Origin of the sequence: Mycobacterium sp. E3339, from assembly GCF_001666915.1 — a bacterium.
Classification (GTDB): Bacteria; Actinomycetota; Actinomycetes; order Mycobacteriales; family Mycobacteriaceae; genus Mycobacterium.
The window spans coordinates 1-17,697 of record NZ_LZIZ01000197.1 but is presented as its reverse complement, the minus strand read 5'-3'; the positions used below and the strand labels follow the sequence as shown (position 1 = coordinate 17,697).

The 17,697-nt window shown below is 68.6% G+C and carries 23 protein-coding genes and 1 tRNA gene; 6 read left to right on the top strand and 18 right to left on the bottom strand.

Annotated features, from left to right (window positions below):
- Positions 1-18 precede the first annotated feature (18 nt).
- The 7 genes from A5702_RS18460 to A5702_RS18430 form a co-directional block, all read right to left on the bottom strand.
- The gene (locus A5702_RS18460; protein WP_068222523.1) at positions 19-984 is read right to left on the bottom strand and encodes an LLM class flavin-dependent oxidoreductase; all 966 of its coding nucleotides are present in this window, start codon (positions 982-984) and stop codon (positions 19-21) included.
- A 1-nt stretch (position 985) separates the two neighbouring features.
- On the bottom strand, positions 986-1,465 hold the full coding sequence (locus A5702_RS18455) for a VOC family protein (protein WP_068222520.1): 480 nt from the start codon (positions 1,463-1,465) through the stop codon (positions 986-988).
- 15 nt (positions 1,466-1,480) lie between these two features.
- On the bottom strand, positions 1,481-2,230 hold the full coding sequence (locus A5702_RS18450; protein ID WP_068222518.1) for an SDR family NAD(P)-dependent oxidoreductase: 750 nt from the start codon (positions 2,228-2,230) through the stop codon (positions 1,481-1,483).
- Positions 2,227-3,468 (bottom strand): MBL fold metallo-hydrolase, encoded by a 1,242-nt coding sequence (locus tag A5702_RS18445; protein ID WP_068222514.1) that lies wholly within the window; start codon positions 3,466-3,468, stop codon positions 2,227-2,229. Before A5702_RS18445 ends, A5702_RS18450 begins: the two co-directional genes overlap by 4 nt.
- A gap of 18 nt (positions 3,469-3,486) precedes the next feature.
- On the bottom strand, positions 3,487-4,749 hold the full coding sequence (locus A5702_RS18440) for a sulfotransferase (protein ID WP_068222511.1): 1,263 nt from the start codon (positions 4,747-4,749) through the stop codon (positions 3,487-3,489).
- 71 nt (positions 4,750-4,820) lie between these two features.
- Positions 4,821-5,207 carry a DUF2237 family protein gene (locus tag A5702_RS18435; protein WP_055403532.1) on the bottom strand — a complete coding sequence of 129 codons (387 nt, stop codon included), beginning with the start codon at positions 5,205-5,207 and terminating at the stop codon, positions 4,821-4,823.
- 86 nt (positions 5,208-5,293) lie between these two features.
- Complete coding sequence (locus tag A5702_RS18430) at positions 5,294-5,626, bottom strand: PE domain-containing protein (protein ID WP_067817531.1); 333 nt, start codon at positions 5,624-5,626, stop codon at positions 5,294-5,296.
- Positions 5,627-5,755: 129 nt separating this feature from the next.
- Between A5702_RS18430 and A5702_RS18425 the strand changes: the two genes are divergently transcribed.
- A complete protein-coding gene (locus tag A5702_RS18425; RefSeq protein WP_068222507.1) occupies positions 5,756-6,184 on the top strand; it encodes a TM2 domain-containing protein in 429 nt (142 codons plus the stop codon).
- 116 nt (positions 6,185-6,300) lie between these two features.
- A complete protein-coding gene (locus A5702_RS18420) occupies positions 6,301-7,434 on the top strand; it encodes a 1,4-beta-xylanase (RefSeq protein WP_068222504.1) in 1,134 nt (377 codons plus the stop codon).
- A gap of 27 nt (positions 7,435-7,461) precedes the next feature.
- Here the strand turns inward: A5702_RS18420 and A5702_RS18415 are convergent, their stop codons facing one another.
- On the bottom strand, positions 7,462-7,941 hold the full coding sequence (locus A5702_RS18415; protein ID WP_197506624.1) for a CAP domain-containing protein: 480 nt from the start codon (positions 7,939-7,941) through the stop codon (positions 7,462-7,464).
- Positions 7,942-8,098: 157 nt separating this feature from the next.
- On the opposite strand from A5702_RS18415, the gene mtf2 reads away from it, so the two are divergent.
- A complete protein-coding gene (gene mtf2 / locus A5702_RS18410) occupies positions 8,099-8,938 on the top strand; it encodes a fatty-acid O-methyltransferase Mtf2 (protein WP_082956117.1) in 840 nt (279 codons plus the stop codon).
- A 39-nt stretch (positions 8,939-8,977) separates the two neighbouring features.
- Here the strand turns inward: mtf2 and A5702_RS18405 are convergent.
- From A5702_RS18405 to A5702_RS18395, 3 genes are all read right to left on the bottom strand, one after another.
- Positions 8,978-9,067, bottom strand: a tRNA-Ser gene (locus A5702_RS18405).
- Positions 9,068-9,096: 29 nt separating this feature from the next.
- Complete coding sequence (locus tag A5702_RS18400; protein ID WP_055403552.1) at positions 9,097-9,555, bottom strand: nucleoside deaminase; 459 nt, start codon at positions 9,553-9,555, stop codon at positions 9,097-9,099.
- Between the two features lie 56 nt (positions 9,556-9,611).
- Positions 9,612-10,136 (bottom strand): tRNA adenosine deaminase-associated protein, encoded by a 525-nt coding sequence (locus tag A5702_RS18395; RefSeq protein ID WP_055403535.1) that lies wholly within the window; start codon positions 10,134-10,136, stop codon positions 9,612-9,614.
- 142 nt (positions 10,137-10,278) lie between these two features.
- Between A5702_RS18395 and A5702_RS18390 the strand changes: the two genes are divergently transcribed.
- The gene (locus tag A5702_RS18390) at positions 10,279-11,223 is read left to right on the top strand and encodes a prephenate dehydrogenase (RefSeq protein ID WP_197281257.1); all 945 of its coding nucleotides are present in this window, start codon (positions 10,279-10,281) and stop codon (positions 11,221-11,223) included.
- Here A5702_RS18390 and A5702_RS18385 read toward each other — a convergent pair.
- Genes A5702_RS18385 through A5702_RS18365 form a run of 5 tightly spaced genes read right to left on the bottom strand, consistent with a single transcriptional unit; the run spans position 11,186 to position 15,218 of the window.
- Positions 11,186-11,740 (bottom strand): putative glycolipid-binding domain-containing protein, encoded by a 555-nt coding sequence (locus A5702_RS18385; RefSeq protein ID WP_082459870.1) that lies wholly within the window; start codon positions 11,738-11,740, stop codon positions 11,186-11,188. The genes A5702_RS18390 and A5702_RS18385 overlap by 38 nt on opposite strands.
- A 45-nt stretch (positions 11,741-11,785) precedes the next feature.
- Positions 11,786-12,499, bottom strand: coding sequence for an ABC transporter permease (locus tag A5702_RS18380; RefSeq protein ID WP_067817519.1), 714 nt, complete (start codon positions 12,497-12,499; stop codon positions 11,786-11,788).
- Positions 12,496-13,182: an ABC transporter permease gene (locus A5702_RS18375; protein WP_068222502.1), complete on the bottom strand. Its 687-nt coding sequence runs from the start codon at positions 13,180-13,182 to the stop codon at positions 12,496-12,498. The genes A5702_RS18380 and A5702_RS18375 overlap by 4 nt, the downstream gene beginning before the upstream one ends.
- A gap of 3 nt (positions 13,183-13,185) precedes the next feature.
- Complete coding sequence (locus A5702_RS18370) at positions 13,186-14,274, bottom strand: ABC transporter ATP-binding protein (RefSeq protein ID WP_068222499.1); 1,089 nt, start codon at positions 14,272-14,274, stop codon at positions 13,186-13,188.
- Complete coding sequence (locus A5702_RS18365; protein ID WP_055403541.1) at positions 14,271-15,218, bottom strand: ABC transporter substrate-binding protein; 948 nt, start codon at positions 15,216-15,218, stop codon at positions 14,271-14,273. Before A5702_RS18365 ends, A5702_RS18370 begins: the two co-directional genes overlap by 4 nt.
- Before the next feature lie 100 nt (positions 15,219-15,318).
- Here A5702_RS18365 and A5702_RS18360 point away from each other — a divergent pair, with 100 nt between their 5' ends.
- The gene (locus tag A5702_RS18360) at positions 15,319-15,675 is read left to right on the top strand and encodes a lipopolysaccharide assembly LapA domain-containing protein (RefSeq protein WP_055403542.1); all 357 of its coding nucleotides are present in this window, start codon (positions 15,319-15,321) and stop codon (positions 15,673-15,675) included.
- Here A5702_RS18360 and A5702_RS18355 read toward each other — a convergent pair.
- Together A5702_RS18355 and A5702_RS18350 are read right to left on the bottom strand one after the other, a co-directional pair.
- Positions 15,672-16,718 carry a phosphotransferase family protein gene (locus A5702_RS18355; protein ID WP_055403543.1) on the bottom strand — a complete coding sequence of 349 codons (1,047 nt, stop codon included), beginning with the start codon at positions 16,716-16,718 and terminating at the stop codon, positions 15,672-15,674. The genes A5702_RS18360 and A5702_RS18355 overlap by 4 nt on opposite strands.
- A gap of 9 nt (positions 16,719-16,727) precedes the next feature.
- The gene (locus A5702_RS18350) at positions 16,728-17,336 is read right to left on the bottom strand and encodes a histidine phosphatase family protein (RefSeq protein WP_055403544.1); all 609 of its coding nucleotides are present in this window, start codon (positions 17,334-17,336) and stop codon (positions 16,728-16,730) included.
- 81 nt (positions 17,337-17,417) lie between these two features.
- Here A5702_RS18350 and A5702_RS18345 point away from each other — a divergent pair.
- The coding region (locus A5702_RS18345; protein ID WP_156669673.1) for a class I SAM-dependent methyltransferase at positions 17,418-17,697 on the top strand (280 nt) is incomplete at its 3' end.

The window sequence follows — 17,697 nt, the reverse complement described above, 5'->3', positions numbered from 1 at the left end:
ATTGGATTCGGTGCGCAGTCAGCCCAGCGCGGGCAGCACCTTGTCGGTGAGTAGCTGGACCGACCTCCACGCTTCGTCGACGGGCATGCCACCGACGAGCGGGTGCATCACCAGGGGGCCGTAGTTCTCGGCGTCGCGCACTTCGGCGATCAACTCGTCGGGCGTCAGGAAGCGGTACCTGCCGGACGCCCGGACCTCGTCCAGCGACTGCACGCCGGGCAAATGCATCAGCGACCGTTGGTCGGTGGACCAGCCGCCGTAAGTGACCGCCTCCCAAAGGATGTGCTCACCGAGTTCCGCCCACGCCCGGTCCGGGTCCTCGTGCAGGTAGATCATCCCGCGGTTGACCGGCCCCGGCATCAGAATGAACGGGGTCATGCCGGCCTCGGCGCAGAGCTCGCGATAGTAGGCGGCGATGTCGGGCAGGTGATCGGCCAGGCTGAGCGGCAGCCGGAATCGCGCCGCCCGCCGCGCCGTGGCGCGCGCCCCGCCGCCGACATAGAGCGGTGGATGGGGCCGGGTCCAGGTGCCGGTGCAGATTCCCGCGTCGGCGCCGGACCACACCGACAGCATCCGCTCGAGCAGAGCGTCCATCAGGGTGCCGCGCCGCGCGAAATCGATTCCCATGGCGTCGTATTCGACCGTGCGGTAGCCAAGCCCCACCGTGGTGTGCAGCCGGCCGCGGCTCATGTTGTCGACCAGGGCGATGTCCTCGGCGAGCCGCACCGGATTCCACAGCGGCCCGAGCGCGCAGTCCACGCTGGCGATCAGCGTCGAGGTGCGGGCGAGGAACATCGCCGCCGCCATGATCGGATTGCAACTCCAGCCGTGGCCGGTGGCGTGGTGCTCGTCGACGCTGACGGAGGTGATGCCGTGTGACTCGCCCCATTGCGCCAACTCCAACGCCGCGGAGAGCAACGCGCTCTGGGTGCGCGGGTCACCGTGCGGGGAGGCGAAGTTGAAACGCAGCACCGTCAGCAGCACGTCACGCCTCCTCCGGCGCGGTCATCGACTGCAGGAATGCGGGAAAGTCGGGAAACAGCGAGCGGTCGACGATCTCGATGCGGGCGCCCGAATCGTCCGTGTAGTACGCGAATAGGCCGAGGTCGGCGCCGGGCACCTCCGCGGTCATCTCGAGAGTGAACCCGTTGGCCTCGAGCGCCCGCCCGCTCTCGGCCAGGTTGTCGCTGAAGTAGCCGAGGTGGTGCACGGCGTTGCCCGGGGCGGCCGTCCACGGGCTGCCCGGCACTTCCTGCACCAACTCGAGGTGCGGGCTTTGCAAGGAGTAGACGATGGTCAACGTCAGTTCCCGGACGCCTTCCGCGGTGCGGAAGGGCAGCGTGTAACTCATCGGGCTGATCCACCGGTAGCCGGCCAGCGTGCTCAGGCGTTCCATCGCCGCGCCGAGGTCGGGCACGACGATGCCGGTGTGGTAGAGGTCCTCGGGTCGAAGCGCTAATGTCATGGCGTTCCTCGCATTTCAGACGCAGTCCGATGCGGCGTCGACAACGAACACCGCGCCGCTCGTGTAGCTACTCTGCTCGGTGCACAAGAAGGCGATCGTCGGTGCGACCTCGCCGACGGTGCCGAAGCGGCGCAGCGGGATGTGTGCCAGCTCCGACTCCATCAACTCGTCCGAGCCGCGCATGGGCGCGGTCATCGGGGTGTCGACGGCGCCTGGCGCCACCGCGTTCACCCGGATCCCCTTGGCCGCCCATTTGACGGCGAGATTTCTGGTGATGCAGACGATCCCGGCCTTCGCGGCGCCGTATCCGGGCACCACGGGGACGGCCCGCAGCGCCGACATCGACGCCAGGTTCACCACACTGGCGCCACCGGCCGCGGTCGAGGCCCGCAGGGCGCGGTAGAGGCCCATCGTGAGCCGATAGGGCCCGGTGAGGTTCAGCGCGACCGACGCCTCGAACCCGTCGGGCTTCGACTCGTCAAGGCCGCCAGGGAAATTGGCACCGGCGTTGTTGACGAGCACGTCCAGGGCGGTGAACCTTCCGGCCAGCGCGTCCACCGAACCGGGCTCGGTGATCTGTAGCTGGTGGTATTCCATGCCGGACAGGTCGGCCGGATAATCGGCCGCCGCCGGCTTGGTCCCGGTGACGGCGACACGAGCCCCGGCATCGCGGAACAGGACCGCGGTGGCGTGCCCGATACCGCTGGTGCCGCCGGTGATCAGGGCCGTGGTCCCGGTGAAGTCGAAGCTGACGCTCGCCGTCATGAGTTCCTCGCTATCTGGTTGGTGAGCCAGGCGCTTTCCCAGAAATTGGTGCTCGCGGCCAGCAGGTCTTCGTGGGCCTCCCGCAGCACGGCGCGCGCCCCCGCGTGGTCGGACCCCACGAGCTCGGCGAGGTGAATGGCCTGCAGCGGCCGGCCGCCGGCCAGGTGTTCGCGGGCCCGGACCAGCAGGGCGTCGGCCCCGGCCAGCTCGACAACGTCGGCGGCCACGGCGTCGAACCCGACCGGATACAGCTCGGTCGTGGACTCGTGGTGAAACCAGCCGGAGTAGTTCTCCCAGATGGCCCGCACATCCCAGGACACCTTCCCATAGCCTTGCCCCACTGCGTATTCCGCGGGCAAGGTGATCTCGCGCATCAGGGTGCGCACGTCCTTGCCGGCGTTCATCCCCTCGACCGTCCGGTCGTGGACGTACCGGATCGCGTCGCTCAGCCGGGTCAGTTCCGCATGGATGCGCTCGGCGCCCGCGATGGGTCCGAAATGACCGGTGACCAGGAGTTCGGGCCGCAGGTCGCGCACGCGCTCCACCGACGCGATGGCGGTAAGGGCGTCGCGGTACCGGTCGCCGCGCATGGTGACCAGATTCGGAATGTGGCCGAACAAGGGGCCGAAGGTGTTGCCGCACAGGCAGATCCGCTCATCCGGCAACCAGATCACCAGGGAGTCGGTCGTCTCGCCGCCGGGTACCGAGATCAGTTCCATCCGCCGGCCGCCGACCGACAGGGTCATGCTGTCCTCGAAGTCGAGGTCGACGACGGGAACGCTTTGGCCGGCCAACCGGGTGACGCCCAGGCGCCGCTGGATCGCCTGGATGCCCGCCGCCAGGGTGTCCTTGAACGCGAAGGCGCTACGGCTGGCGCGATACGGGATGAGACGTTCGTTGTCGTCGCGCCACAACGTCCAGTTGGCTTGCGCGACGACGATCGTCTCCGGGTCGCGCACGCTGTCCAAACCGCCGACGTGGTCGACATGACCCTGGGTGAAGATGACGTAGCGCACCGGCGAAGGGTCGACGGCGTCGAAGTTCGCGCGGTGCACCGGCCCCTCGAAACCCATGCCGGTGTTGACGATCACCCGGCCCTCGTTGGTGGTGAGCAGGTAGGAATTCGAGAGCCCCGGCGAGCACCACAGCCCGGGCGCGATCTCCTCCGCCCGTTCGGCAGCGGCGGGCCGCATGGCGTCGGCGCCGGGCCGCCCGCGGTAGACCGGTTCGAAAGTCATCGCTGGGTGGCCCTCCGGTCAGGTCTCGGCATGGACGTCGAACTTGTCGAAGTAGAAGTCGAATCGCGCCCGCAGCTCGTCGGCCGTGATGCCGAAGTGCCGGTGCAGGTCGTAGCGGATGCGGCCGTGCTTGCCGCGGGGGTTGCCGTCGAGGTATTTCTCGAACCGTTTGCGCGCCTTCGGGGTCAACTCGACACCGCCGCACGCGTAAAGCCGTTCGAGGATTGCCATTTCGTTTCCGTTGAGGTGGTGGAAGCCGATGTCGATGCTGCGTTCGGCCGGCACCAGCTCGCGGTCGCGCACGCATGCGCCGAGCAGCCGGCGCACCCGGTCGCTCCAGTAGTTCAGCAACCAGTCCGGGTCGATGCTGGTTCGGCGGAGCCGATCGGAGTAGGCCATCATGGTGATCGCCGATTGGATCACCGCCACGGGGTCACGGTGGGTGAAAGCCACCGTCGCATCGGGAAACGTCGCCATGAGCGGGCCGAGTTGTTCGCAGTGCTGAGGGCTCTTCAGCACCCAGGTTCGCGGCCCCCGCAGAAACGTCAACGCCTGCAGCACTTTCCGCAGGTATGCGTAGTGCCGGGTCTGATCCAGGCTCAGATAGTAGTCGCGCCAGTCCGGCACGCGCGCATGCCATTCCAGGACGTAGCCGGCCAGATCGAGGTCGAGGAGCTCGACTTCCTCTTCGATCGCCTCCGGGAACCGGTCGTGCATCGCGGCCACCACCGGGGCGCTGACCATGAGCGCGTCGTGCTCGGATTTGGCTCGCGCGTAACGGGGGTCGATCCCGTCGATGTCGGGCCCCTGCCCGCGGGCGGGGATGGGCTCCTGGCTCTCCCAGTACGGCAGCGCCCGGCGGCGGGGATCGGCGGCAATGAGATTCACCAGGTGGGTGGTGCCGGATCGGGGCATCCCCACGACGATGAACGGCTTCTCGATCGCGATGCTTTCGATTTCGGGATACCGCTTGAGGAGCTCGGTCAGCGACAACCGGTTGCGCAGCAAGCGCACGACGCGTTGCCGCAGGCTGGATCGGGTGAGCTGGCGCAGGCCCTCGTCGCCTTCTATCGCGGCGACGTGCGCGGTGAGCCGATCACCGAAGCCGTCGACGTCGTCGAGGTCATTGACTCCCGCCTGTTCGACGGCCTCGCCGAACATCCGGTCGACGTCGAAGTCGACGGCTTTGGCCTCGGTGAATTCCAGGATTTGGCGTTGAACGTCGGTGAGCTTGGGCGCGGTCAGATCGTCGAAGTCGATGTCGTCCACGGCAGAGCCCACCGGATCCTCTTTTCGACGCGTCGTCGAAGAGAAATATGACACAGGCGCCAGGCGTGGATCCGCCGTGGTCCCTACAGGTTCGCCAAGTCGTCGGGCACGTCGACCTTGTGTTCCTGCAACGCCTCTAGGGGCACCACCTCGAGGGTGCGCTCGTGTGTCGAGGCCAGGACCACCGGTGCGGCACAGCCATCCTGGTGCGCCCTAAGCCAGTTCAGCGCCGTGACGCACCAACGATCGCCGGGCAGCAATCCGGGGAAGCGGTATTCGGGCACCGGCGTCAGCAAGTCGTTGCCGATCGAGCGCTGGTGCTCCAGGAATTCGGCCGTCATGACCGCGCAGATCGTGTGCCGGCCCAGATCCTCGGTGCCCGTGGAGCAACAGCCGTCGCGGTAGTAGCCGGTCAGTGGCTCTGTGCCGCACGGTTCCAGGGGACCGCCTAACACGTTTCGCTCGGGCACCCCTTCAGTATCGCGCTCCCAGGGGTGAAGTTTGAAGTAACTTTGCCGTCTCCGCGGGCGCGAATTTGTCCCGCCCGGGCGGCCGCCTATCCGGCCATCCGGTAGGTGCCCGGCGGGCGGATGCCGAGCACGCCGCCGGCCGCCGCGGCGTCGACCTCCGAGTACATCCGGGCGATGTCGACCACCGCCGTGCCCGTTCGGACCAGCTCTTCCTGGGCGGCCGTGTGCAGCGCCAAGAAGGCGGTGGCCTCGGCGGCGAAAGCGAGAGCCGCCTGCGCCGACACCTCGTCGGCCCCGGCGGGCACCAACGCGGTGGTCGAGGGTGACGCCGTCACACCGGCCTGCAGGCCTTGCATGGCGCCGCGGACAACGTCGGACCCGATGCTGGCGGCGGCCGGGTCGAACGACAATGCCTGCACGGGCCCCTCCTCCACACATCCGATGATGTCGTGTGGCGATAGTAGCACTAGGCAACTATATCTGCACCAAACTTTTGCTGAGAAACCGCTAAGTAGACGCGGCGCCGGCACGAGAGTTAACTCGGGCCAATGTCGACGCCGAACCCGCCCGGAGACCCGGCCGGCGAACCGCCCGGAGGCTGGCGGCCGCCGCCTCCGGGGTTTCCGCCGCAGCAGCCCTATCCCGGCTATCCGTACGGGAGCTACCCGGGATACGGCGATCCCCATGCGCCGTACGGGCGGGATCCCGTCACCGGCCAGCCGCTGTCGGATAAGTCGGCCTCGACGGCCGGCCTGCTGCAGCTGTTCTTCGGCGTGTTCGGCGTCGGCCGCTTCTACCTCGACTCGACTCAAATCGCCGTCGCGCAGCTGTGTCTGGGCTTCTTCGGGTTTCTGTTCACGCTGTTTTGCTTCGTGGGTTTCCCGGTGCTGCTCGCCGGCATGATTTGGGGCATCGTCGACGCCATCATGATGTTCACCGGCAGCGTCACCGACAAGTACGGCCGCAAATTGCGCTAGCGGGGAACCGCTCCGATGGGCGCCGGGTGACGAGGCGATAACAATTCCCACGTCAAGCTGGCGCGACGCGCTGAGCAAATCCCGGGGAAATCGCCGGGAAAATTTATCGTCACATCGTGCAACGACGAACGGCCCTCAAGCTGCCACTTTTCCTGGCGGCTGGCACCGCGCTGGCGCGAGCGCCCCGCGCCTTCGCCGAGGAGGCGGGCCGGTGGCCCGCCGACCGCGCCAACCGCTGGTATCAGGCGCAAGGTTTCCTCGTCGGATCGAACTACATCACCTCCAACGCCATCAACCAACTCGAGATGTTCCAGGCCGACACCTACGACCCCAGGCGCATCGACGCCGAGCTGGGCTGGGCCAGGTTCTACGGGCACAACACCGCACGGGTGTTCCTGCACGATCAGCTGTGGGCCCAGGATCAGCGCGGATTCCAGACGCGGCTGGCGCAGTTCGTCGACATCGCCGCGCGCCACCGCATCAAGCCGCTGTTCGTCTTCTTCGACTCGTGCTGGGACCCCGCACCCAAGGCGGGCCGGCAGCGGGCCCCGACGCCCGGGGTGCACAACTCCGGCTGGGTGCAGAGTCCCGGGGCCGAACGGCTGGGCGATCCGCGCTACGCCGGCGTCATGCGCGACTACGTCACCGCGGTGCTGACCCAGTTCCGCAGTGACGACCGCGTTCTCGGTTGGGACTTGTGGAACGAGCCCGACAACCCGGCGCGCCAGTATCGCAACGTCGAGCGCAGCGACAAGGATCAGTTGGTCGCCAACCTGCTCCCCCAGGTGTTCCGTTGGGCGCGCGCGGTGGATCCGAGTCAGCCGCTCACCAGCGGCGTGTGGCGTGGTGACTGGGGACAACCCCAGGGCCGCAGCGCAATTAGCGACATTCAGCTGGCCAACGCCGACGTGATCACCTTCCATTCCTACGCAGATCCCGCGGGCTTCGAGAATCGGATCGGCGAGCTTGCCCCGCTGGGGCGGCCGATCCTGTGCACCGAGTACATGGCCCGGCCTAGGGGCAGCACGGTGGAGGGAATCCTGCCGGTGGCCAAGCGGCACAACGTCGGTGCCATCAACTGGGGCCTGGTCGCGGGCAAGACGCAGACCTACTTTCCGTGGGAATCGTGGGACCACCCCTACACGGCGATCCCGAAGGTCTGGTTCCACGACCTGCTGCGGCCCGACGGCCGGCCGTTCCAGGACACCGAGGCGCTGACGACCCGGAAGCTGGCCGGCACCCAGGCCTGAGAGCGAAAAAGCTTGACCGCCAAGGGCTTAAACAGCCGCGAAGTCGCCCACCGCGGTCATCTTGTTGCCATCGGATGCGGTGGCGAAGCCGCTCGCGGTGAAGGCGCAATTCACGATGAGCCCTCGGTGTGGCGGGCTCTGCATCCACGAGTCCAGGGCCTGGGCGGGATTGGCGGCCGACCCGGTGCCCCAATAGACGATCTCCCCCGTGGCGTGGGATCCGACATAGCCGGCATCGGCGATGCGCGTCTGCGGCGAGGAGCCATCCGAACCGATATGGCCGCTCAACCCGGTGTGCAGCATGTCGTCGGCATGCCGCTGCGCGGCCGCCCGCAACCGCGGGTCGTCGCGCAGTGGCCCGCATGGCTGGCGAAGGCCGTTGACGCCGGTGTACAGCGACGTACCGAAATCGTCTGCGCGCGCGACAGATTCGGCCACAGAGCTGGCCGGCGCAATCAGGGCACAACAGAGCCAGGAGATGGCGACGATCTCGACTTTCTTCGTCATCTGGGCCTCTTGCTGCGCGCTCTGCAATTGTTTGTGAGTAGATGCTATCCACCTTCGGCCAACGATGGCCGAGAATCCGCGAGAGAACCCGAGATCCGGGTCATCCCACATTGCGCGATTTGCTCCCGCGGTGGCCGTGCGGGGCTACGCTTCACCCATGGCGCTCAAGAGCCACGAGCGCGGCTTTTCGGGGGTTCTCGTCGGCAAGGCCAACGAGACGTACGAGACGTGTGCTCGCGCGTTCTACAAGAAGATCCTGTACCGGTATTTGACCCACCGGCTCGCCCCGGACGACGTCGTCTTCCTGAACTATGGGTACGAAGAGGATCCGCCGATGGGCGTTCCCCTTTCGCCGTCCGATGAGCACAACCGGTTTTTCATCCAGCTCTATCACCGCACGGCAACCCAGGTGGATCTCAACGGTAAGCACGTCCTAGAGGTCGGTTGCGGCCACGGCGGCGGGGCGTCCTACCTCACCCGCGCCTTGCACCCGGCCTCATACACCGGACTGGATCTGAACTCAGCGGGCATCGCGTTTTGCCGAGAACGGCACCAAGTGGCCGGCCTGAACTTCGTCGAAGGCGACGCCGAGCAGTTGCCCTTCCCCGACGAATCCTTCGACGCGGTGATCAACATCGAATCCTCACACCTCTACGCCCAATTCCCTCAGTTCCTCGCGGAGGTGGCGCGCGTGCTGCGCCCGGGCGGACACCTGCTGTACGCCGACTTTCGATTCGCCGGGGGCATCGCCACCTGGGAGGCGCAGTTGGCTGACGCGCCGATGCGGATGCTGTCGCAGAGGCTGATCAATGCGGAGGTCGCGCGCGGGATGGAGAACAACTCGCACTGGTGGGTGGCCGTGATGAACGCCGTCGTGCCGGCATTCGCGCACAGCTTTGCGTTGGTGCCCAGCTACCAGCGGGTTTGGAAGACACATCAAAGCCTGCAAGATGGCGGCCCCACCGAGTACCGGCTTTACTGCTTCCAAAAGGCGTGAGGCGGCCTCACTTTCCGCGGGAGACCGCTGAAACTCTATTGGCGGTGGCGGAGGGATTTGAACCCTCGGACGGTGTTAGCCGTCACACGCTTTCGAGGCGTGCTCCTTAGGCCGCTCGGACACGCCACCGCCGAGCAGCTTACCGAACCGTTGGCCGCTTACCCCAATCGCTGGCGGGCGAAGAAGGCCTCCAGCGGTGCGGCGCACTCGTCGGCGAGCACCCCGCCGCGCACTTGCGGCCGATGATTGAGCCGCCGATCGCGCACCACGTCCCACAGCGACCCGACCGCGCCCGTCTTGGGCTCCCACGCCCCGAACACCAGTCGGCCGACGCGGGCCAGGACCAGCGCGCCGGCGCACATGGTGCACGGTTCGACGGTGACGGCCAGCGTGGCGCCCTCCAGCCGCCAGCCGTCGCCGAGGGCGGCCGCGGCCGCGCGCAGGGCCAGGATCTCGGCGTGTGCGGTGGGATCGCCCAGGGCTTCGCGGGCGTTGACCGCGCGGGCCAGCTCGGTGCCGTCGGCGCCGACCACCACCGCGCCGATGGGCACATCGCGGGGACCCGCCGTCGCGGCGACCGCCAACGCGGCGCGGATCAGATCCTCGTCGCTTGCGATCACCGACCGGCTTTGATGGCGGCGACCCGCTGCGCCCGGCTCCGCCGCGCTTGCGATCACCGACCGATGCGGTCGATCACGGCCGACAGCTGGTCGGCGAAACCCATCTCGCGCGCGATGCGGCCAAGTTGCTCGTCCGCGTACAGATCGTCGGACTCGTCGAGGATGACGCCCAGCACCGCCTCGGGGAGGCCGATGTCGGACAGCAAGCCGAGGTCGCCCTCCTCGAAGGGGTCGGAATCCTCCAGGTCCTCGGGGTCGATGTCGGCGTCCAGCTTCTCCAGCACCTCGGCGGCGATGTCGTAATCCAATGCGGCGGTGGCGTCCGACAGCAGCAGCCGCGTTCCGGACGGCGCGGGGCGCACGATCACGAAAAATTCGTCGTCCACGTCGAGCAGCCCGAACACGGCGCCGGCGCTGCGTAATTCCCGCAGCTCGGTCTCGGCGGCCTTGAGGCTCAGCAGCGATTTACGGGCCATTGGAGAACACCGCCACTGGCCCTCTTCGCGCACGACCGCGACGCCGAAACCGTCCGGCGTATCGGCGGACAGCCCTTGGGCTGGGGCTCGTTGTGCTCCCATGGCCGCTTACGGTAGTCGCAGAACAGGCCCCCTGACCAGACGGCGCGAGGCGAACCGGGCGGCGCGGCAACATCTGGGCGCACCGCCGCCACCGGTTTGTGCCAACCTTAGGTCTGTGGCTAGCCCTGCTTCTCAAACACCGGTGTGCGTGCTCGGGTTGGGCCTGATCGGAGGGTCGATCATGCGCGCCGCCACCGTGGCGGGCCGGGAAGTGTTCGGCTACAACCGGTCGGTGGAGGGCGCACAGGGAGCCGCCGCGGACGGTTTCGACGCGACCACCGACCTGACCGCGACGCTGAGCCGCGCCGCCGACACCGGTGCGCTGATCGTCCTCGCGGTGCCCATGCCGGCGATGGCCGGCATGCTCGCCCACATCGCCGAACTCGCGCCGGCCTGCCCGCTGACCGATGTCACCAGCGTCAAAAAAGCGGTGCTCGACGAGGTCGCCGCGGCCGGTCTGCAGGAACGCTTCGTCGGCGGCCACCCGATGACGGGCACAGCGCATTCCGGCTGGGCCGCCGGCCACCCCGGGCTGTTCACCCGGGCGCCGTGGGTGCTCAGCGTGGACGACCACGTCGATCCGGCGGTGTGGTCGATGGTGATGGCGTTGGCGCTGGACTGCGGCGCGGTGGTGGTGCCGGCCAAGTCGGACGACCACGACGCCGCGGCGGCCGCCATCTCGCACCTGCCGCACCTGCTCGCCGAGGCGCTGGCCGTCATCGCCGGGGAGGTCCCGCTGGCGTTCGCGCTGGCCGCCGGGTCCTTCCGCGACGGGACGCGGGTGGCGGCCACCGCCCCGGACCTGGTTCGGGCGATGTCCGAGGGCAATGCGGATCACCTGGTACCGGCCGTGGACCGGGTCATCGAGCTGTTGAGCCGGGCCCGCGATTCGCTGGTGGAGAACAACTCGGTGGCCGAACTCGTCGAGGCGGGCCACGCCGCCCGGACGCGCTACGACAGCTTCCCGCGATCCGAAATCTTCCACGTCGTCATCGGCGCCGAAAACTGGCGTGAGGAGCTGGCCGCGGCCGGCCGGGCCGGCGGGGTGATCAGATCCGCTCTGCCAACCCTGGATAGTCGACGATGAACCCCTCTTCGTCGACGCTGACCGTGGTGTCGGCGACCGGGGAGCGCAGCTTGATGCCCTCGAGACCGCCCGAGCTGGTGTAGCTCACGACGTCCGGAGTGATCGACATGTCGGGCAGGTTGACGTACACCACCGGCAGCGTCACCGACTCCGCCTGCTCGTGCAGGCCGCGCCGCCGGATGGGCAGCGCGTTGAAGAACGGGCTGAACACCACGTCGCAATCGAGCGCGCCGTTGTACCCGGCGCGGTGCTCGCCCTGGTGGTCGGTGACCAGCCACATGTTCTCTTCGTCACGCGCGATGGACAGCACGCGTTCCCGTTCGGCGAGCGTGACGGTCATGCCGAGCCGCTTGGTGGCACCGGTCTCGTCGGTCTGCAGGTCGTAGTACGCGCCGAACGCCGGGTTGGTGGCGGTGGCCGCGGCGACGATGCGGCCGTTGGCCTTGATTCTCTTGCCGGACACCTGGATTCGTACCGATTCCATCCGCGATACGTCCTGTGCACGCCAGGTGAGCATCGCCTGCCACACGCGCCGAGTCGAATCAGGGGAATCTGCGTTCACTCATCTACCGTAAATCGTGCCCGCGAAGCGTGCGGGAAGTGTCCGATAAGTGTGGCGCAGTCGACCGGTGCCCGGCGCCGACGCCCACACCGCCAATGCCAGCAGCCCGTCGAGCGCCAGCGCCAACACGGCCACCATCAACGCGCCGACCAGGGCCAGATGGAACTCGCGCTCCTTGATCCCGTCGATCAGGTACCTGCCCAGCCCGCCCAGACTCCCGTAGGCCGCGACCGTCGCGGTGGCGACCACCTGCAGCGTGGCGCTGCGCAACCCGCCCAGGATCAACGGCAGCGCGTTGCGCGCCTCCACCCGCAGCACCTGGACCTCGGTCATGCCCATCGCGCGGGCGGCGTCGACCACGGTCGGGTCGACGTTGGCGATTCCCGCATAGGTGCCGGCCAGCAGCGCCGGGACACCCAGCAGCATCAGGGCGACCAGTGGCGGCCCCATCCCGAGCCCGAACAGCAGCGTCCCGAGCAGCAGCACGCCCAGCGTCGGCAGGGCGCGTAACCCGTTGACCGCGCCGACGACCAGCAGCGTGCCGCGCCCGGTGTGCCCGATGACGAGCCCGGCGGGGACGGCGATCAGCGCCGAGGCGCCCACCGCGATGGTCGTGTACTCCAGGTGCTCCAAGACGCGCGCGGCGAGCCCGACCGGTCCGGTCCAGTTGCCGGCGGTCAACAGGTAGGAAATGGCGTGCTGCACGAAGTTCATCGCGCGCCGCCCACGATCGGGGCCACCACCGAGCGCCGACGCGGGGCGCGCGCGGCGCGTTCCCATGGCGTGACCAGTTTCCCGGCGACCACGAGCAGCGCGTCGATGACGACCGCGAGCACGAACAGCGCGATGATGCCGGCGAGGATCTGATCGCTCTTGTTGGTCTGGTAGCCCTCGGTGAACCAGGTGCCCAGGCCGCCGATGCCGATCACCGAGCCCACCGACACCATCGCGATGTTGGTGACCACCACCACCCGCAGCCCGGCCACCAGCACCGGAATCGACAGCGGCAGTTCGACTTTCAGCATCCGCGTGATCGGCGGGTAGCCGACCGCGGTGGCGGCGTCGCGCACCTGCGCCGGCACCGCGTCCAGCGCCTCGAGGACCGCCCGCACCAGCAGCGCCGCGGTGTAGGCCGTCAGGGCCACCATGACGTTGGCCTCGTCGAGGATGCGGGTGCCGATGATCATCGGCAGGACGACGAACAGCGCCAGCGACGGGATGGTGAACACGACGCTCGCGGTTGCCGTCGTCAGCCGGCGGGCGACGGGCGCCCGGCGCACCGCCGCGCCCAGCGGGACGGCGATCGCCATGCCGATCAGCACCGGCACCAGCGACAGCCGCAGGTGGACGACGAGCAGCGCCCAGGCGTCGTCGAGGTGGGTGAGCAGGTAACGCATCGCTTACCCCCGCCGTTGGGCTTCCACCGCGGCCAGCACGTCGCCGGCCAGCACCCCGCCGATGACCCGGCCGCCGTCGTCAACGGCGACGCCCACCCCGGACGGCGACGACAGCGCCGCGTCCAGCGCGTGGCTGAGATTGCCGCCGGGCCGAAACAGCGACCCGATGCCGCTCAAGCTGTCCGACAACGGCGCACCGCCGCGGTGCCGGCGCAGGCCGTCGGTGTCGATCCAACCGATCGGCATGCCGGCGGCGTCCACCACGACCGCCCACCCGCCCGGGAGTGCGTCGGGGAGGTCGTCCGCCGGGACGCGCGTGACGTCGCGCCGCGGCAAGCCGGCCGCGTCGATGAGTTGCAGCCATCGATAGCCGCGGCCGAGACCGATGAACCTGGCCACGAAATCGTTGGCCGGCCGCGACAACACCTCGGCGGGCCCGTCGTACTGCTGCAACGAACCGGAGCGGAACACCGCGACCTGGTCGGCCAGTTTGAGCGCCTCGTCGATGTCGTGGGTGACGAACACGATCGTCTTGTGCAATTCGCTTTGCAGACGCAGGATTTCGTTCTGCAGCTCGACGCGCACCACCGGGTCCACGGCCGAGAACGGTTCGTCCATCAACATGATGGGCGGGTCGGCGGCCAGCGCGCGCGCCACCCCGACGCGTTGTTGCTCACCGCCGGACAGCTGGGCGGGGTAGCGGGTGGCCAGCTTGGTGTCCAGGCCCACCCGTTCGAGCACCTCGTAGGCGGCGGTGCGGGCCGCCCGGCGCGACTGTCCCTTCAACACGGGAACCGTTGCGACGTTGTCGATTACCCGAAGGTGCGGCATCAGGCCGGCATGCTGGATGACGTAGCCGATGCCCAGGCGCAGCCGCACCGGGTCCAGGGTGGACACGTCCACCCCGTCGACGGTGATGGTGCCCGACGTCGGTTCGATCATGCGGTTGACCATCCGCAGCGCGGTGGTCTTGCCGCTGCCGGACGAGCCGACGAATACGGTCAGCTTCCCGTTGGGGACCACCAGGCTGAGCTGGTCCACCGCGGTGGTGCCGTCGGGAAAGGCCTTGGTGACGTTGTCGAAGACGATCATCGGCCGGCCGGGTGGTTGAAGCCGTTGTCCCGCAGCCAGTTCCGTGCCGCCTCGTCGGGGTCGATGCCTGAGTTTCCGGCCACGGCGGCGTTGAGTCCGGCCACCCCGGGGGTGGTCAGCTTCGCCGACACGGCGTCCAGCACCTCCTTGAGGCGGTCCGACTTCTTCTGCGAATTGACCAGCGGCACAATGTTGCCGGCCAGGAAGTTGTGCTCGGGGTCGTCGAGCACCACCAGTTGGTTCTGCGGGATCGCGGGGGACGTCGTGAAGATGTTCGCGGCGTTTACCCTTCCCTCCACCAGCGCGCGCACCGTGACGGCGCCGCCGCCGTCGTTGATGGCGACGAAGTTACCCGGCCGGATGTCGAGTCCGTACTTCTGCCGCAGCCCCGGCAGGCCGGCCGGCCGGGTCGCGAACGCCGAGGGCGCCCCGAACCGCACGTCGTCCGAATGTGCCGCCAGGTCGGCGATTGTCTTCAGCTTCCACGCATTAGCGGTTGCGGAGCTCACGGTCACGGTGTCGGTGTCGGTGGCCGGCGACGGGGTCAGGATCGACAGGTCGCCGGGCAGCCTGCGGTCGAGCTCCAGCTCGACGGCGTCGAGCATGGTCGCCGTCGACTGGGGTGCGAAGTAGAGCAGCAGGTTGCCGATGTACTCCGGCACCAGGTCGATCGAGTGGTCTTTGAGCGCGGGGATATAGGTTTCCCGGCTGCCGATGCCCATCCGCCGGCCCACCTCGAACCCGTTGGCCTGCAACGCTTGTGCGTAGATCTCGGCGATGATTTGCGACTCCGGGAAGTCGCCGGACCCCACCACGATGGATTTGGGGCTGCCGACCTCGGCGCCCAGCGGGTCGGAGTTGCTGCACGCCGCGAGCACGCAGATCGCCGTCAGCCATACCGCCGCCTGGATGATCGCGCGGTGCGCGCGCGACGTCATCCCCATACCGCCGACAGTAACGCCAGAATCGCGGCGGTGCGGGGGCGCGCCGGGCCGGTTGCGCGGTTTGGTTTCATTCTGTGCCGGATGGGACAAAGATGGCACTATGAGCAGCCCCGGCCCTGACTCGCCCAGCCAGCCGCATCGCGAGCACGCAGCGACGCCCTCGACGGGTGCGACACCCAGGGAACCGGCCATCGGGTTCACCCGCGCCGGTGCGCTGTGGTCGGCCCTGATCGCCGGCTTCCTGATCTTGATCCTGCTGCTGATTTTCATCACCCAGAACACGACGTCGACGCCGTTCCAGTTCTTGGGCTGGCACTGGAGCCTGCCGCTGGGGGTGGCCATCCTGCTGGCGGCGGTGGTCGGCGGCCTGATCACGGTCGCCGTCGGCACGGCGCGCATCCTGCAGCTGCGCCGCGCCGCCAAGAAGCACCACGCGGCGTCGCGCCAGGGGGCCTAGCCGGGCAGCTTGGCCAGCTCCGCGAGCCCCCGGGAAATCAGCGGCGCCACGACCTCCGGCATGTGATCGGAGTCCAGTCCGCGCGCCTGGTCCGACATCCGCCGGCGGAAGTCGATGCCGGCGGCGATGATCGCGAGCTTGAAGTACGCCAGCGCCATGTAGAACTCCCAATGCGCCAATGGCAAACCGGCGACCAGTGAATACCGGTCGGCCAGCTCGTCGGCCGTCGGCAGCAGCGGCGACGTCCACGCGGCTTGTGCGTTGACGATCAGGTCCAGCGCCGGGTCGCGGTAGACGCACATCAGCGCCGCGTCGGACAGCGGGTCCCCGAGGGTGGACAGCTCCCAGTCGACGACGGCGCGGACCTTCGTCGGGTCGTCGGCGTCCAGGATGGTGTTGTCGATCCGGTAGTCGCCGTGCACGATCGACGTGCGGCTTTGCTGGGGAATCGCTTGCTGCAGACCGGAATGCAGGCGCTCGACGTCGGCGTCGCGGCGGTCGTCGGGCAGCCGCACCAACGCCCACTGCGACCCCCACCGCCGCACCTGGCGCTCCAGGAAACCGCTGGGCTTGCCGAAATCGGCCAGGCCCACGGCCTCGGGATCCACGCTGTGCAAATCGACCAGCACCCGGATCAGCGAGTCGACGCAGCCCCCGATGACGGTGTGGCTGAAGGCTTCCAGCTGGGCGCGCCGGCGCACCACCTGCCCGGCGACGAACTCGACGATCTGGAACGGCGCCCCCAGCACCGCGTCGTCCTCGCACAGCGCGATCGCGCGCGCCACCGGGACGGGGGTGTCGCGCAGCGCCGCGACCACCCGGTACTCACGGGCCATGTCGTGCGCCGACGGGGTCAGCCCGTGCAGCGGCGGGCGGCGTACCAGCCAGCTGGTCGCGTCGTCGTAGACCCGGAACGTCAGGTTGGAGCGGCCACCGGAGATGAAGTCCGCGCGCAGCTCGCCGGCGCGTCCGATGCCCAGCGAACGCAGATAGGAGTCCAGCGAGGCCAGGTCGAGACCCTCGAGTTGGTCAGCTGAAGTCACCGGACTTGTTTACCACCTTTGATTTCGCGGCAGCAGGTCCCACACGTGCTCGACTCCGTTCACGCCCGCCACCGTCGCTTGACCCGATCGCGAGAACAACAGCCGGGTCACCGACGCGTAGTCGACGGGAAACGACAACAGCCGGGCCGTCCCCAGGATCTGATGCAACAGCACGTTGATCACGCCGCCGTGGCTGAACACCGCGACGGTGTCCTCGGGGTCGGCGGAGGCGACGAGATCGTCGACCGCCGCGCGCACCCGGGCGAGAAACGCGTCCTCGTCGACCGCGCTGGGCAGATGCCCCTGGGCCAGGCGCGCCCACTCTTCGGGCATCTCCTGGCGGATCTGCTCGACCGGGATGTACAGCGGAAGGTCGCGATCGTATTCGGCGAACCGGTCGTCGATCTCGACGGCGAGCCCCCGCGCCGCCGCCACCGGTTCGGCGGTCTGGATCGCGCGCCGCTGCGGGCTGCTCACCACCCGGGAAATGGGAAACCGGTCCAGCGCCTTGGGCAGTCGCTCGGTCTGCGCCAATCCCTCGTCCGACAGGTCCGGGTCGGAGCCCTCGCCGTGTTCGCTGCGCAGCGGCAGCGCGTGCCGGACCAGAAGCAATTGCATGTGTTCGTTCCCGTCTGTGATTCGACGCAAGGGGCCCCCGCAGAATAGGGCTCAGGGGATGGCCGATCGCGAGGAGGACGAATGACCGGGCCGAGCATGGATTGGGACGCCGCATACCGGCAGGAAACCCCGCCGCCGTGGAGCATCGGCCGGCCGCAGCCCGAGCTGGCGGCGCTGATCGACCAGGGCAAGATCCGCAGCGACGTGCTGGACGCGGGCTGCGGCCACGCCGCCCTGTCGCTGGCCCTCGCCGAGCGGGGCCACACCGTGGTAGGCCTGGACGCCAGCGCCACAGCCATCGAGGCCGCGGCCGCCGCGGCCGCGGAACGGGGGCTGACCACAGCGACTTTCGCCCAAGCCG

Coding starts and splice junctions, on each gene's coding strand:
- A5702_RS18455 (WP_068222520.1), bottom strand. CDS start 1,465: ATGACATTAGCGCTTCGACCCGAGGACCTCTACCACACCGGCATCGTC.
- A5702_RS18450 (WP_068222518.1), bottom strand. CDS start 2,230: ATGACGGCGAGCGTCAGCTTCGACTTCACCGGGACCACGGCCCTGATC.
- A5702_RS18445 (WP_068222514.1), bottom strand. CDS start 3,468: ATGACTTTCGAACCGGTCTACCGCGGGCGGCCCGGCGCCGACGCCATG.
- A5702_RS18425 (WP_068222507.1), top strand. CDS start 5,756: ATGTCGACGCCGAACCCGCCCGGAGACCCGGCCGGCGAACCGCCCGGA.
- A5702_RS18415 (WP_197506624.1), bottom strand. CDS start 7,941: ATGACGAAGAAAGTCGAGATCGTCGCCATCTCCTGGCTCTGTTGTGCC.
- mtf2 (WP_082956117.1), top strand. CDS start 8,099: ATGGCGCTCAAGAGCCACGAGCGCGGCTTTTCGGGGGTTCTCGTCGGC.
- A5702_RS18395 (WP_055403535.1), bottom strand. CDS start 10,136: ATGGGAGCACAACGAGCCCCAGCCCAAGGGCTGTCCGCCGATACGCCG.
- A5702_RS18385 (WP_082459870.1), bottom strand. CDS start 11,740: ATGCTCACCTGGCGTGCACAGGACGTATCGCGGATGGAATCGGTACGA.
- A5702_RS18380 (WP_067817519.1), bottom strand. CDS start 12,499: ATGAACTTCGTGCAGCACGCCATTTCCTACCTGTTGACCGCCGGCAAC.
- A5702_RS18375 (WP_068222502.1), bottom strand. CDS start 13,182: ATGCGTTACCTGCTCACCCACCTCGACGACGCCTGGGCGCTGCTCGTC.
- A5702_RS18370 (WP_068222499.1), bottom strand. CDS start 14,274: ATGATCGTCTTCGACAACGTCACCAAGGCCTTTCCCGACGGCACCACC.
- A5702_RS18365 (WP_055403541.1), bottom strand. CDS start 15,218: ATGGGGATGACGTCGCGCGCGCACCGCGCGATCATCCAGGCGGCGGTA.
- A5702_RS18360 (WP_055403542.1), top strand. CDS start 15,319: ATGAGCAGCCCCGGCCCTGACTCGCCCAGCCAGCCGCATCGCGAGCAC.
- A5702_RS18350 (WP_055403544.1), bottom strand. CDS start 17,336: ATGCAATTGCTTCTGGTCCGGCACGCGCTGCCGCTGCGCAGCGAACAC.